Below are 13,535 nucleotides of genomic sequence, written 5' to 3' on the forward strand. Positions count from 1 at the left end.
CGCGGCGCGGATCATGGCCGCCGCCATTCCCGGCCGGTCCGGCGCAGCATCTCGAACGCTGACTCCGGACCCCAGGTGCCGGCCTCATAGGGATCCGGCTTGCCGTGCGACGCCCAGTTGTCCAGCGCGGGATCCAGTATCTCCCAAGCCAATTCGACCTCTTCGTTGACCGGGAACAGGGATGGTTCGCCAAGCAGCACATCGAGGATCAACCGCTCGTAGGCCTCCGGGGATTCCTCCGCGAAGGCCGAACCGTAGGAGAAGTCCATGTTGACGTCGCGGACTTCCATCGCGGTGTCCGGAACCTTCGACCCGAACCGCATGGTGATGCCCTCGTCGGGCTGGATCCGGATGACCATGGCGTTGGCGCCGAGCTCATCGGTCATGGTGGCGTCGAATGGGAGATGCGGCGCCCGTTTGAAGACTAGTGCGATCTCGGTTACCCTGCGGCCCAACCGTTTTCCAGTCCGCAGGTAGAACGGCACGCCGGACCAGCGTCGGGTGTCGACTTCCAGGGTGATCGCCGCGAACGTCTCGGTGATCGAGTCCTCGGCGAACCCTTCCTCGTCGAGCAACCCCACCACCTTCTCGCCCCCCTGCCAGCCCGCGGTGTACTGCCCTCGGCTGGTGGTCTCGTCGAGTGGCTCGGCGAGTCGGGTCGCCGAGAGCACCTTGATCTTCTCGGTCTGCAACGCCTTCGGGGTGAAGCTGACCGGTTCCTCCATGGCGGTCAGTGCCAGCAGTTGCATCAAATGGTTCTGGATCACGTCGCGCGCGGCGCCGATGCCGTCGTAGTAGCCGGCGCGACCACCCAAACCGATGTCTTCTGCCATGGTGATCTGCACGTGATCGACGTAGTGCGCGTTCCAGATCGGGTCGAACAACTGATTGGCGAAGCGCAACGCCAGGATGTTCTGCACCGTCTCCTTGCCGAGGTAGTGGTCGATGCGAAAGACAGACTCCTCGGGGAAGACGGAGTTGACCGTCTTGTTCAGATCCTGCGCGCTCGCCAGATCATGACCGAACGGTTTCTCGATGACGACCCGGCTCCATCGGTCGTCCTGTGGGCGGGCCAGCCCCGACTTGTGCAACTGTTCACACACCTGCGGGAAGGACTTCGGCGGGATGGCCAGGTAGAACGCGTGGTTGCCGCCCGTGCCGCGCTCGGCGTCGAGCTTCTCCAGCGTTTCGGCGAGCTGAGCGAACGCGTCGTCATCGTCGAACGCGCCTGGCACGAAACGAAATCCCTCAGCCAGTCGGTCCCAGTTCTCCTGCCGAAAAGGCGTCCGGCAGTGCTGTTTGACGGCATCGTGAACCACGTCGCCGAAATCCTGGGTGCTCCAGTCGCGACGCGCAAAACCCACCAGCGAGAACGTGGGCGGTAGCAAGCCGCGGTTGGCCAGGTCGTAGATCGCCGGCATCACCTTCTTGCGGGCCAGGTCGCCGGTGACCCCGAAGATCACCATTGCGCACGGGCCGGCGATCCTGGGCAGCCGCTTGTCCCGCTTGTCTCGCAACGGGTTTCGCCATGCTGCGGTGTCGGGTTGACTCATTTGTTGGCGGAGTCCAGCTGCGCCTGGGTCTCCTCCAGCAACTCACTCCACGACTTTTCGAACTTCTCCACGCCCTCGTTCTCCAGCACGATGAACACATCGTCGAGGTCGATCCCGACACCCTGCAATTTGTCGAAGACTTGCTGGGCTTCCGAACCAGTGCCGGTCACCGTGTCGCCGTTGATGGCGCCGTGATCGGCCACGGCCTCGATGGTCTTCTCCGGCATGGTGTTCACGGTGTTAGGCGCCACCAACTCGGTGACGTAGAGGGTGTCGGAGTAATCCTCGTTCTTCACCCCGGTGGACGCCCACAGCGGACGCTGAACCCGGGCACCGTCGGACTTGAGCGCCTCGAACCGTTCGCCGCCCTCGAAGACCTCCTGGTAAGCGGCGTAGGCCAGACGCGCGTTGGCAACAGCGGCCTGACCCAGCAGACCCCGCGCCTCATCCGAGTCGATCTTCTCCAGTCGCTTGTCGACTTCGGAGTCCACGCGGGACACAAAAAACGAAGCGACCGAATGGATTTTGGACAGGTCGTGCCCGGCTTGCCGGGCCCGTTCCAGTCCCTCCAGATAGGCGTCCATCACCGCGCGGTAGCGTTCGACGGAGAAGATCAGCGTGACGTTGACCGAAATGCCTTCCGCCAGAGTGGAAGCGATGGCCGGAATACCCGCTTCGGTGGCCGGAATCTTGATCAACAGGTTCGGCCGGTCGACTATTTTCCACAGTTCGATCGCCTGTTGCGTGGTCTTGTCGGTGTCGTGCGCCAACCGCGGGTCGACCTCAATCGACACCCGACCGTCGACCCCGTCGGAGGCCTCCCATTGCGGCCGCAGGACGTCACAGGCATTGCGGACGTCGTCGGTGGTGACGGTACGGATGGTGGCATCCACATCGGCGCCGCGTTCGGCCAGTTCGGAAATCTGGTCGTCGTAGGTATCGCTGTCCGCCAGGGCTTTTTGGAAGATGGACGGGTTGGTGGTAACCCCCACCACGCTCCTGGTGTCAATCAACTCCTGCAGGTTGCCGGATTTGATCCGGTCCCGTGAGAGATCGTCCAGCCAAACCGATACTCCTGCTTCGCTCAATGCCGCGAGGTTTGGATTCTGGGTCATCTTCATCACCTTTTTCTCAGTTATCGAGTGCTTCTTCCGCGGCGGCAGCGACGGCCTCAGCTGTGAAGCCGTACTCACGGAACAACGTCTTGTAATCGGCGGACTCGCCGTAGTGCTCGATCGACACGATCTTTCCGGTATCGCCGACAAGTTTGTGCCAGGACTGCGCCACCCCGGCCTCCACGGCCACCCGCGCAGACACGGACGGGGGCAGCACGCTGTCGCGGTAGTCGCTCGACTGCGACTCGAACCACTCCACGCAAGGCATCGAAACCACGCGCGCCACGATGTCCTTGTCCGCCAACAACTTCTGCGCCTCCACGGCAAGCTGCACCTCGGAGCCGGTGCCGATCAACACGACATCGGGCTCGTCGCCCCCGTCGTCACCGAGCACATAGCCGCCACGGGCCACGCCCGCTGCGTCGGTGCCCTCGAGCACCGGCACATTCTGACGGGTCAGGATCAGTCCGACCGGCCCACTGCCGTTGCCGCGCGCCAGAATCGTGCGCCAGGCGAACGCCGTCTCGTTGGCGTCGGCCGGACGTACCACCGACAGGTTGGGGATGGCGCGCAGCGCCGAAAGATGCTCGACCGGTTGGTGCGTCGGACCGTCCTCACCCAGGCCCACCGAGTCGTGCGTCCACACGTAGATGGTGTCGACGTCCATCAGCGACGCCAGCCGTACCGCCGGGCGCATGTAGTCGGAGAACTGCAGGAACGTGCCGCCGTACGCACGGGTGGGGCCGTGCAGCACGATGCCGGACAGGATGGCACCCATTGCGTGTTCACGGACACCGAAGTGCAGCGTGCGCCCGTACCAGTGGGCGGTGTAATCCTTGGTCGAAATGGACGGCGGACCAAACGAGTCCGCGCCCTTGATGGTGGTGTTGTTACTGCCCGCCAGGTCCGCCGAACCACCCCATAGCTCGGGCAGGTTCGGTCCCAGCGCGTTCAGTACCTCGTTGGAGGCCTTCCTGGTGGCAATCGCGTCGTCGCCGGCGTCCCAGTGCGGCAGGTCGGCGTCCCAGCCGTCGGGCAGCTCCTGGGCGGTCAACCGGTCCAGCAGTGCCTTACGGTCGGATTCCCGCTCGGCCCAGGCGTCGAAGTCCTGCTGCCATTTCTCGTGGGCTTCCTTGCCGCGCTCGATCAGCTTGCGGGTGTGGGCGATGACCTCGTCGCGCACCTCGAAATTCTTGTCGGGGTCGAAGCCAAGGATCTTTTTGACCTCGGCGACCTCGTCGTCACCGAGCGCGGCACCGTGCGCCTTGCCGGTGTTCATCAGGTTGGGCGCCGGAAAGCCGATGATGGTGCGCAACGCGATGAACGACGGCCGGCCGGTTTCGGCCTTCGCGTTGGCGATCGCCTCTTCGATGCCGACGACGTTCTCGCCACCCTCCACTTCCTGCACATGCCAGCCGTAGGCGCGGTAGCGGGCCGCGGTGTCCTCGGACAGGGCGATGTTGGTGTCGTCCTCGATCGAAATCTGATTGCGGTCGTAGAAGACGATCAGGTTGCCCAGCTGCTGGACCCCCGCCAGCGACGAGGCCTCGGAGGTCACCCCTTCTTCGATGTCACCGTCGGAGGCGATCACATAGATGTAGTGGTCGAACGGGCTGGTGCCCGGCTCGGCGTCCGGATCGAACAGGCCGCGCTCGTACCGCGCCGCCATCGCCATCCCCACCGCCGAGGCCAATCCCTGGCCCAGCGGTCCGGTGGTCATCTCCACACCCTTGGTGTGGCGGAACTCAGGGTGCCCCGGTGTCTTGGACTTCCAGGTCCGCAGCGACTCGATGTCGTCCAGCTCGAGGCCGAATCCGCCGAGGTAGAGCTGCAGGTACAAGGTCAGGCTGCTGTGTCCGGCCGACAACACGAACCGGTCCCGGCCGAGCCAGTGGACGTCGCTGGGATCGTGGCGCATCGTGCGCTGGAACAGGGTGTAGGCCAGGGGGGCCAGACTCATCGCCGTCCCGGGATGACCATTGCCGACCTTCTGGACGGCATCGGCGGCCAGAACCCGGATCGTGTCGACCGCAGCCGAATCGATCTCGGTCCAGTCGTCGGGGTGGCGCGGTTGAGTAAGGGCAGAGATCTCTTCGAGTGTGGTCATTCAGTCCTCAGTCCTGGGGTCATCAAACTGATCAATTCCACCCTAGTGGTGGATGGGTGGCCACTGCAGGCCCAGTTTGCGTGTACCCCGCTGAGGCGATGTGAAAATATCGTGTCGGGTGGCGTGCTGCGCAACCGGCGTCTTGACGGGCCGAGTGCCGGCAAAGATTGGACGAATCGACCCTGCGGTTCTGTGGTTGTGCCCGCGCGGTCTACCATCGTGTGTAGTAGAAGCTGCGCGCGGCTGCGATTTTCCCGAGGAGTTATTGCGTGAGCGTTCGCGGGCGCGTCGCGTCGGGCAGGACAACTAGCCGGATCACCGGCACCCTGCTGGCGTATTTGGCGCTTACCAAGCCTCGGGTCATCGAGCTGCTTCTGGTGACCGCAATACCCGCGATGCTGCTGGCCCACCGCGGCAGCGTCAACCCGCTGCTCATCCTGAACACGCTGGTCGGGGGCATGATGGCGGCCGCCGGTGCGAACACCCTGAACTGCGTGGCCGACGCCGACATCGACAAGGTGATGAAGCGAACAGCCCGTCGACCGTTGGCGCGGGCCGCGGTACCCACCCGCAACGCGCTGGTCTTCGGGCTGCTGCTCAGCGTGGGCTCGTTCTTCTGGCTGTGGTGGACCACGAATCTGCTGTCGGGACTACTGGCCGTGGCCACCATCGCGTTCTACGTGTTCATCTACACGCTGCTGCTCAAGCGGCGCACCTCGCAGAACGTGGTTTGGGGTGGAGCGGCAGGTTGCATGCCGGTGATGATCGGTTGGTCGGCCGTCACCGGCACCATCGGCTGGCCGGCACTGGTGATGTTCGCCATCATCTTCTTCTGGACACCACCGCACACCTGGGCTTTGGCAATGCGGTACAAGGAGGACTACAAAGTCGCCGGCGTGCCGATGCTGCCCACGGTGGCGACCGAGCGTCAGGTCACCAAGCAGATCCTGATCTACACGTGGCTCACGGTGCTCGCGACGTTGACGCTCGCGCTGGCGACCGGGTGGCTGTACGCCGTCGTGGCCGTGCTGGCCGGGGTGTGGTTCCTGGCGATGGCCCATCAGTTGTACGCCGGTGTCCGCGCGGGGGAGACCGTCAAGCCGCTGCGCCTGTTCCTGCAGTCAAACAACTACCTCGCCTTGGTCTTCTGCGCGCTGGCCGTCGACTCGGCGATCGGGCTGCCGACCCTGTTCTGATTCGCGCCCGGCTACCCGCTCAGGGCAGCAGCACGATTGATCCGGTGGTCTTGCGACCCTCCAGATCGGTGTGTGCGCGCGCGGCTTCGGCCAACGGGTACGTTCCGCCGACCGCTATTCGGACGGCCCCACTGTCGATCACCTCGAACAGCTCTTCGGCGCGCCAGCTGAACTCCTGTCCGCTGCGGACGAAGTGAGCCAGGGACGGGCGGGTCAGGTATACCGAACCGGCGTAGTTGAGTTGCTGCGGGTCGAACGGGGGAACGGGTCCGCTGGCGGCGCCGAACAGGGCCAGCGTCCCCCGCACGGCCAGGCTGGCCAGGCTGGCGTCGAACGTAGTGGCGCCCACGCCGTCATACGCGACCGCGACTCCGCTGCCGCTGGTCAGTTCCCGCACCCGCTGTCCGAAGTCGTGGGGGTCCGTCGGATAAGGAAGCACCTCGGCGGCGCCGGCCTGCCTGGACAGCTGCTCCTTCTCCTTATTCGAGACGGTGGTGATGACCCGGGCGCCCAGGTGCGTCGCCCACTGGGTCAGGATCAGGCCGACACCGCCGGCGCCGGCGTGCACCAGTACGTCGTCCCCACTTTGCACCGGATAGACCGACTTCAGCAGGTACTGCGCGGTCAGGCCTTTCAGCAGGGCCGAAGCGGCCGTCTCCGGGGAGATGTCGTCGGGTACCTTAGCGGTCAAAACTGCTGGCGCAGTGACGAATTCGGCATACGAACCGTTGGCCGAAGCGCTGACCACCCGGTCGCCCACTTTGACGTCGGTACCGGTTTCTGGTCCGGTTTCCGGGCCGAGTGCAATCACCGTTCCGCACACCTCCGCACCCAGCACGAAGGGGAGCGGCCGAGGGTATTTTCCCGAACGGAAGTAGGTGTCGATGAAGTTGACCCCGATGGCCTCGGACTTGATCAGCACCTCGCCCCGGCCCGGCTCCGGTTGGGACACGTCGTTGTAGCTCAGTACCTCCGGGCCCCCGGTTTGGCTGACTTCTATCGCATGCATGTCGCTATCATGCCCGGGCATGAAGCTCGCCCGACCGGACACCTTCCATCCGCGCATCGTGCTGGTAGGTTCCGCGCGGCGAGCCGCAGGTGACGACGCCGGGTTGGTCGCTGCTCTGCGTGCCCGCGGACTCCATGCCCGCTGGCTGGCCTGGAATGACCCCGAGGTGGCAACCGCGCACTTGGTGATTCTGCGGGAGGCCGACTTCGCAAGCCGCCTCGATGAGTTCCTGGAATGGACCGCCGGCGTGCAGAACCTGTTGAACCCGCCGCGCGTCGTCGCCTGGAACGCCGACCGCAGCTACCTAGAGGATGTGGCGCGACGCGGTGTGCCGACCGTGCCCGGGCAGTTCTATGCGCCGGGCCAACGGGTCCGGGAGCCCGGTCCCGTCTTCGTCGGACCCGCGGTCGGCGCCGGGACGCGGCGGTTCAGCGACCCGGTGCAGGCAAACGCCTATATCGCCGAACGCGAACAGGCCGGGCAGCGCATGTTCGTCCAGACGGGCTCGGCTGCGGAAACAGTGCTGGTCTTTATCGGCGGGAGACCGTCGCACGCTTTCGTCACCTGGGACAACGCCCTGCACCAGGGCACGGCTGACTTCGAGTTGTGGGAGGTGGGGACGGCCGCGCTGGCCGACCTCGGTGAGCTGCTCTACGCCCGGGTGCACCTGGTGGGTCGGCGGGTGCTTGAGCTGCAGCTGATTGATCCTTTGCTGGGCTGGCTGCGGTTGGACCCCCAAACCCGGATGATGGCCCAGCGCGAATTCGCGCTGGCCGTCGAGTCAGCTTTGGAGCGGCTGGGGCTGGGCCCTTTCTCGCATCGACGCCCATAGCGCGGCGGTGGCGGCGGTGCAGGCTGCGGCGCCGGCCACGTGAATGGCGACCAGGACTGCAGGTACCCCGGTGTAGTACTGCGCAGTTCCGATCCCGGCCTGCGCGAACACCAACGCCACCAGCACACCGAGGCGCTTCAGGGTGGCCCGGCCGGCATGCACTGCCCACAACCCGAAACCCAGGCCCACCAGCAGCGCGAGATAGGACACCAGCAGCGACGAGTGCGCGTGCACCAAAGTGGTGATCTCGATCTCGAGACGGGGGACCGTGCGGCTGGGACTCTTATCGCCCGCATGCGGGCCGGCCGCGGTCACCAACGTCCCGGTCACCAGCACCGCGGCGAGATTCAGTGCGCTCAGCGCGGTGAGTATGCGCAGCGGCTTGGCTACCCGTGGCTGGACGGTGCCGTTATCGGGCTCACCGATTTTGACCAACAGCAGGACCGACAACCACACCATCGTCATCGACGCCAGCAGGTGGATTGCCACCGTCCACCACAACAGTCCGGTGCGCACCGTGATGCCGCCGATCACCGCCTGCACCACTGTCGAGGCCGGCATCAGCCAGGCGTAGACCAGCACCTCGCGGCGCCTGCGGGCACGGGTGACAGCCAGGACCGCGAGCGCGGCTGTCAGGACCACCGCGAACGTGACCATCCGGTTGCCGAACTCCACCGCTTGGTGGATGCGGGGTACCTCGGACACCGCGACAGGGGTGAAGCTGCCCGGAAAGCACTGTGGCCAGGTGGGGCAGCCCAGGCCGGAAGCGGTGACGCGCACGATGGCCCCGGTTACCGCGATCCCGCCTTGCGTGAGGATGACCAGTACGGCGATGACGCGCTGGACACGCAGGCTGGGGTTGGGGAGCAGGTCCACCAACCGCATCAGCGCTCGTCCGACGGCCACCGCCCGATCGTAACGACCACTACGTCACGTAGTAGCCGCGGGCCTTGCGCGGGCTGCACCGAGATTGACGCTACGCACACCCGCGCCCGCGTGTCGTGTGCGTGGTGACAGTGTCGCGGTATCCGCGATTACGCAACGCATCAACGACCTGCCGGAGAACATGCTCGGGCCGATCTTCGGCGACCACCCGGATGACCATCCAGCCGAGCTCTCGCAATTCCTTCAACCTGCGCAGATCCCGCACATACTGACGACGGCTGGTTCGGTGCTGGTCGCCGTCATACTCGACGGCGACCTGGAATGGCTCCCAGCCCATGTCCAGCATTGCAACAACCCGATAGTGGACGAGCACCGGAATCTGCGTCTGCGGTGTCGGCAATCCAGCGTCGATGAGCAGCAGGCGAAGCCATGTCTCTTTGGGTGATGCGGCACCGGGGTCGACCCGGGGCAGTACCGCCTTGAGCCATCGCACACCTCTAGCGCCGGGGTACCGCTCGGCGAGTAGCAACACAGCGTCGTCGGAGAACGAAGTGGCTCGCTTCAGTGCATCCAGCCGCGCTACCGCCCGCTCCGGTGTGAGCTGCCGTCCCAGATCGAACGCCGTCCGTGCCGCCGTGGTGACCGGCAGTCCGGCCACCCGCGTCAACTCATCCTCGGCTACTTGGAGATTGCGAGTGATCACGCCTTCGGGAGGGCGGGGGTTGCGCCAGATCAATTCGACGGGTTCGTCGTCGTCGATCCAGTCGGAGCCATGCAGTGATGCAGCGGCAAGGCCCGCCAACGTCCCACGTCGTCCCGTCCAGAGCCATGCTGCTTCGGAGCGGCGTCGCAGCGACAGTTGCGCACCGCGAGGCAGGTAGACGTCGGGGTAGATCGCTTGGAAACGTGATCGCAGTTCGTACCGGTTGATTTTTCCCTGCTTCAAGGCCTCGCTACCTCTGACGATGTTGTCCACACGGAGTTGGACGCCGACGAATTGCGGTCAGTTCCACCGAGATTGAAGCTACGCACCCGCTCGACGGTGTGTTGTGTGCGTGGAGTCAGTGTCGGCGCAGCAGCAGCACGCAGCAGCAGGAACAGCAGGGCGAGGTCACACGAATCGGAACCAGCGCCGTGCGGCGAATCCCGCGACAGCCCCCCACGCCACCAGCACCGCGATCCCGAACCAGTCCACCGACAGGCTCATAGCCTGTGAGAGTGATTCCGTGAGGGCTCCCGACGGCGTCACCCGCGCCGCCCACCTGACCGCCCCGGGGATCATGCTGCTCTCCAGCGTCAGCGCGCCGAGGCCGGCGAAAATGAACCACAGCAGATTGGCCAGCGCCAGGACGATCTCGGCCCGCAGGGTTCCGCCCAGCAGCAGGCCCAGCGCCGCAAATGCCGCGGTACCCAGCGCGATCACCACGGCGCCAAGAGCCAATGCTGCTAACCCGGGCCGCCATCCCAGCGCAAATCCGATGGCGCCCAGGATTATTGACTGCAAGAAGACGGTGAAGATGACGGCCGACACTTTGCCGATGATGATTCCCCAGACGGGCAGTGGGGTGGCCCCCAGGCGCTTCAACGCTCCATAGCGGCGGTCGAACCCCACCGCGATGGCCTGACCGGTGAAAGCGGTGGAAATGACCGCAAGAGCCATGATCGCGGGCACGAACACCGCCGCCCGGTGGGGTCCGAACGAGCCCAGCGGAAGCAGGGTGAGGCCGATCAGCAGCGTGATCGGTATGAACATCGTCAACAGCAGTTGCTCGCCGTTGCGCAGCAACAGCTTTGCTTCCAGGCTGAATTGCGCGACCAGCATCCGGGACACGGCGTTGGGCCGCGGGTCCGGCGTGAATGTGCCCGCCGGGAACAGGTCACTCATTGCCGCAGTCTCCTGCCGGTCAGGTCGAGGAAGACATCCTCGAGGCTGCGTTGCTCGACGCGCATATCGGTGGCCAGTACGTCGATCTGTGCACACCACGCCGTCACCGTAGCCAGCACCTGCGGTCCGACGGGCCCTTCGACCAGGTACTCACCCGGTGCCACCTCGCTGGCCTGGTAGTCCTCTGGCAACGCCGACGTCAGCAAGCTCAGATCGAGCCGCGGCGGCGCGGTGAACCGCAGCTGATCCTTCGCGCCGCTGCGCATCAATTCCGCGGGTGTGCCGGCAGCCACCGTGGCGCCGTGGTCGATGATCACCAACCGGTCGGCCAGTTCCTCAGCCTCCTTGAGCTGATGCGTGGTCAGCACCACTGTGACGCCGTCGCGGCGCAACGCATCGATCAACTCCCACACCAGCAGCCGGGCGTGGGCGTCCATTCCGGCGGTGGGTTCATCCAGGAACACCAGCTCGGGACGTCCGACCAGCGCGCAGGCCAGCGCGAGCCGTTGCTGCTGGCCTCCGGAGAGTCGCCGGTACGTGGTGCGGGCGGCTTCAGTGAGCCCCAGCGTCTCCAGCAGCCACTGCGGATCCAGCGGATCGGCGGCGTAGGACGCCACCAGATCGAGCATTTCACCGGCGCGGGCCGCGGGGTACCCGCCGCCACCTTGCAGCATCACACCGATGCGTGGGCGCAGGCGCGCGTTGTCGACGATCGGGTCCAGCCCGAGCACCTCGATGGTGCCGGCATCCGGCCGGGTGAAGCCCTCGCACATCTCGACGGTCGTTGTCTTGCCGGCGCCGTTGGGGCCCAGCAACGCGAATACCTCCGCGGTGTACACGTCGAGATCGAAGCCGGACACGGCCGTCACAGACCCGTACTGCTTGGATACTCCGCGCAGTCGTACCGCGATGTCGCGGTCCCGGGGGAGTGAGCTCACGTGGAGTCAGCGTAGGCGTCGGTTGCCGTCTCGGGACGGGGAGTGGCCTGCCGGGTGGCAGGGGTCACAGGATCAGCGGGGGTTGACGGCATTTCCGGGCCGGGCGCCGCCGGGCCGTCGCCGTTCGGCAGCGGATGCCACGGCAACCGGTGGTAGGTGAGCGCGATGAGCACCACCACGATGAACGCGCTGGCGAGTGTGGCGTCGATGATCTGAAACAGAGCGAAGCGGTCGCCGTTGGCGGTGGGGCCGAAGATGCCGACGATCAATGTGATGACGATCGCGGCGACCCGGAAGCCGGTGCGGGTTGCCCAGGCCGCCAGCGGAATGATGGCCCAGAGCAGGTACCACGGCTGCACGACGGGGAACAGCAGCACCGTCAGGCCCAGCGCCACCCCGAGCCCGCCGATCGGGTGCAGCCGCCCGCGGAAGACGGCCAGCAGCAGCCAGCAGACCATCACCATGATGATGAGTACGCCGATGCCACGGGTCAGCGCCAGCACGGCCGTGGTGTGGTCGCCCAACCCCAGCAGGATGCCGACTTGGCCGGTGCCCAGCGCCAGCAGCGTGGGCGGCGACATCCAGCTGCGCACCACGTTGGCGGTGCCCAACGTGTACATCCATCCGAATCCGAGTCCGCTGGCCCAGCCGACGAGACCCATCACCGCCAACGACAGGGTTGCCATCGCGCCGCCGGACAGCAGCAGTGCCTTGAAGGTTCCGCCGCACCGGTAGGCCAGGGCCATCGTGACGAAGCCCAACGCGAGCAGCGACGGCAGCTTCACCTGCGACGACAGCACGATCAGGATCGATCCCCCGACCAACATCCCCAGCGGCTCCCAATCCGGGCCAAATCGCCAGGAGCTGGGTTTGAGTGGCCGGGTGGGGCCGGTCGAGTCCAGCCCGCGCAACGCGAATTCGGCACCGGTCAGCATGAGGCCGAGCATCAGCGCTTCGTTGTGGATGCCCGCGACCAAGTGCATGAACAGCAGCGGATTGGCCGCCCCCAGCCACAGCGCGCTGACCTCAGCCACGCCGCAGCGCCGCGCCAGCCGAGGCGTCGCCCACACGATCAACGCCACACCGAGCAAGACCACCAGCCGGTGGCACAGCACCGCCGCGACGATGTTCTCCCCGGTGATCGACGAGATGCCCCGACCGATCCAGAGAAACAGCGGTCCGTAGGGGGCCGGTGTCTCCCGCCACAGGCTCGGCACCGACAGCGTGAACACGTGGCCCAGGCCCAGGCCGGAGGCGGGCCCTACGCGGTAAGGGTCGAGTCCTTCCAGCGAAATCTGGCTCTGCGCCAGGTAGGAGTAGACGTCCTTGCTGTACATCGGGGGTGCGATCAGCAGCGGCAGCATCCACAGCACCAGAGTGCGGTCGACGTCACCGCGCGACATCCGTCGCTTGCCCATGGCGAACCGCCCGAGCATCAACCAGGCGAGCGCCATCATCACTGCGCCGGTGGTCGTCATGGTGAGTGACACGGTTTGGATGCGTGACGGCAGATTCAGGAGCCGTACGCCGAAGGTGGGGTCTTGGACCACCGGCCGGGCGCCGTCGCCCAGTGCGCCGATTGCCATGAGAACGGTGCCAGTGGCCCCGAACAGCCGGGTGCGTTTCAGAGCGGTGAGTTCGGAGGCGTTGAGCGGCTTGCCCACCGTCTGCTCGTCGCCGTGCAGGCTGGCGATCGACGAGCTCAGGGTGTGGTGGCGGGCTGCCATCAGAGCAGACTAGCGCCGGTGACAATCCGGGCCGTTGCGTGCGGCCCGGTGAGGAGCGGCGCAGTGTCAGGCGCCGGCGACAATCCGGGCCGTTGCGTGCGGCCCGGTGAGGAGCGGCGCAGTGTCAGGGGTCGGTGACAATCCGGGCCGTTGCGTGCGGCCCGGTGAGGAGCGGCGCAGTGTCAGGCGCCGGTGACAATCCGGGCCGTTGCGTGCGGCCCGGTGAGGAGCGGCGCAGTGTCAGGGGCCGGCGACAATCCGGGCCGTTGCGTGCGGCCCGGTGAGGAG

The 13,535-nt window shown here is 66.0% G+C and carries 11 protein-coding genes; 2 read left to right on the forward strand and 9 right to left on the reverse strand.

All coding sequences use genetic code 11. The features are described 5' to 3' along the window. Positions 1-11 precede the first annotated feature (11 nt). From zwf to tkt, 3 genes are read right to left on the reverse strand one after another with little or no spacing between them, the layout of a single operon-like run. Entirely contained in the window at positions 12-1,553 is a 1,542-nt protein-coding gene (gene zwf, locus A5636_RS20975) for a glucose-6-phosphate dehydrogenase (protein WP_065160555.1), read from the reverse strand. Then, positions 1,550-2,668 carry a transaldolase gene (gene tal / locus A5636_RS20980; protein ID WP_065160597.1) on the reverse strand — a complete coding sequence of 373 codons (1,119 nt, stop codon included), beginning with the start codon at positions 2,666-2,668 and terminating at the stop codon, positions 1,550-1,552. The genes zwf and tal overlap by 4 nt, the downstream gene beginning before the upstream one ends. 16 nt (positions 2,669-2,684) lie before the next feature. After that, positions 2,685-4,775, reverse strand: a complete 2,091-nt coding sequence (gene tkt / locus A5636_RS20985) for a transketolase (protein ID WP_065160556.1) — start codon at positions 4,773-4,775, stop codon at positions 2,685-2,687. Positions 4,776-5,044: 269 nt separating this feature from the next. Between tkt and A5636_RS20990 the strand changes: the two genes are divergently transcribed. Then, the gene (locus A5636_RS20990) at positions 5,045-5,971 is read left to right on the forward strand and encodes a heme o synthase (RefSeq protein ID WP_065160557.1); all 927 of its coding nucleotides are present in this window, start codon (positions 5,045-5,047) and stop codon (positions 5,969-5,971) included. A 19-nt stretch (positions 5,972-5,990) separates the two neighbouring features. On the opposite strand, the gene A5636_RS20995 is transcribed toward A5636_RS20990, so the two are convergent. Beyond that, complete coding sequence (locus A5636_RS20995; protein ID WP_065160558.1) at positions 5,991-6,980, reverse strand: quinone oxidoreductase family protein; 990 nt, start codon at positions 6,978-6,980, stop codon at positions 5,991-5,993. A 19-nt stretch (positions 6,981-6,999) separates the two neighbouring features. Between A5636_RS20995 and A5636_RS21000 the strand changes: the two genes are divergently transcribed. After that, positions 7,000-7,812 carry a hypothetical protein gene (locus A5636_RS21000; RefSeq protein ID WP_065160559.1) on the forward strand — a complete coding sequence of 271 codons (813 nt, stop codon included), beginning with the start codon at positions 7,000-7,002 and terminating at the stop codon, positions 7,810-7,812. Here the strand turns inward: A5636_RS21000 and A5636_RS21005 are convergent. The 5 genes from A5636_RS21005 to mptB form a co-directional block, all read right to left on the reverse strand. Next, positions 7,762-8,697 carry a COX15/CtaA family protein gene (locus A5636_RS21005; protein ID WP_081287915.1) on the reverse strand — a complete coding sequence of 312 codons (936 nt, stop codon included), beginning with the start codon at positions 8,695-8,697 and terminating at the stop codon, positions 7,762-7,764. The genes A5636_RS21000 and A5636_RS21005 overlap by 51 nt on opposite strands. 91 nt (positions 8,698-8,788) lie before the next feature. Beyond that, positions 8,789-9,673: an endonuclease domain-containing protein gene (locus tag A5636_RS21010; RefSeq protein ID WP_065160561.1), complete on the reverse strand. Its 885-nt coding sequence runs from the start codon at positions 9,671-9,673 to the stop codon at positions 8,789-8,791. 135 nt (positions 9,674-9,808) lie between these two features. Further along, positions 9,809-10,582, reverse strand: coding sequence for an ABC transporter permease (locus A5636_RS21015; RefSeq protein ID WP_065160562.1), 774 nt, complete (start codon positions 10,580-10,582; stop codon positions 9,809-9,811). Further along, positions 10,579-11,520, reverse strand: coding sequence for an ABC transporter ATP-binding protein (locus tag A5636_RS21020; protein ID WP_065160563.1), 942 nt, complete (start codon positions 11,518-11,520; stop codon positions 10,579-10,581). The genes A5636_RS21015 and A5636_RS21020 overlap by 4 nt, the downstream gene beginning before the upstream one ends. Then, positions 11,517-13,247, reverse strand: coding sequence for a polyprenol phosphomannose-dependent alpha 1,6 mannosyltransferase MptB (gene mptB, locus A5636_RS21025; protein ID WP_065160564.1), 1,731 nt, complete (start codon positions 13,245-13,247; stop codon positions 11,517-11,519). Before mptB ends, A5636_RS21020 begins: the two co-directional genes overlap by 4 nt. Between the last annotated feature and the right edge of the window lie 288 nt (positions 13,248-13,535).

Source organism: Mycobacterium asiaticum (assembly GCF_001673315.1).
In the GTDB taxonomy this organism is placed as follows: Bacteria; Actinomycetota; Actinomycetes; order Mycobacteriales; family Mycobacteriaceae; genus Mycobacterium; species Mycobacterium asiaticum_B.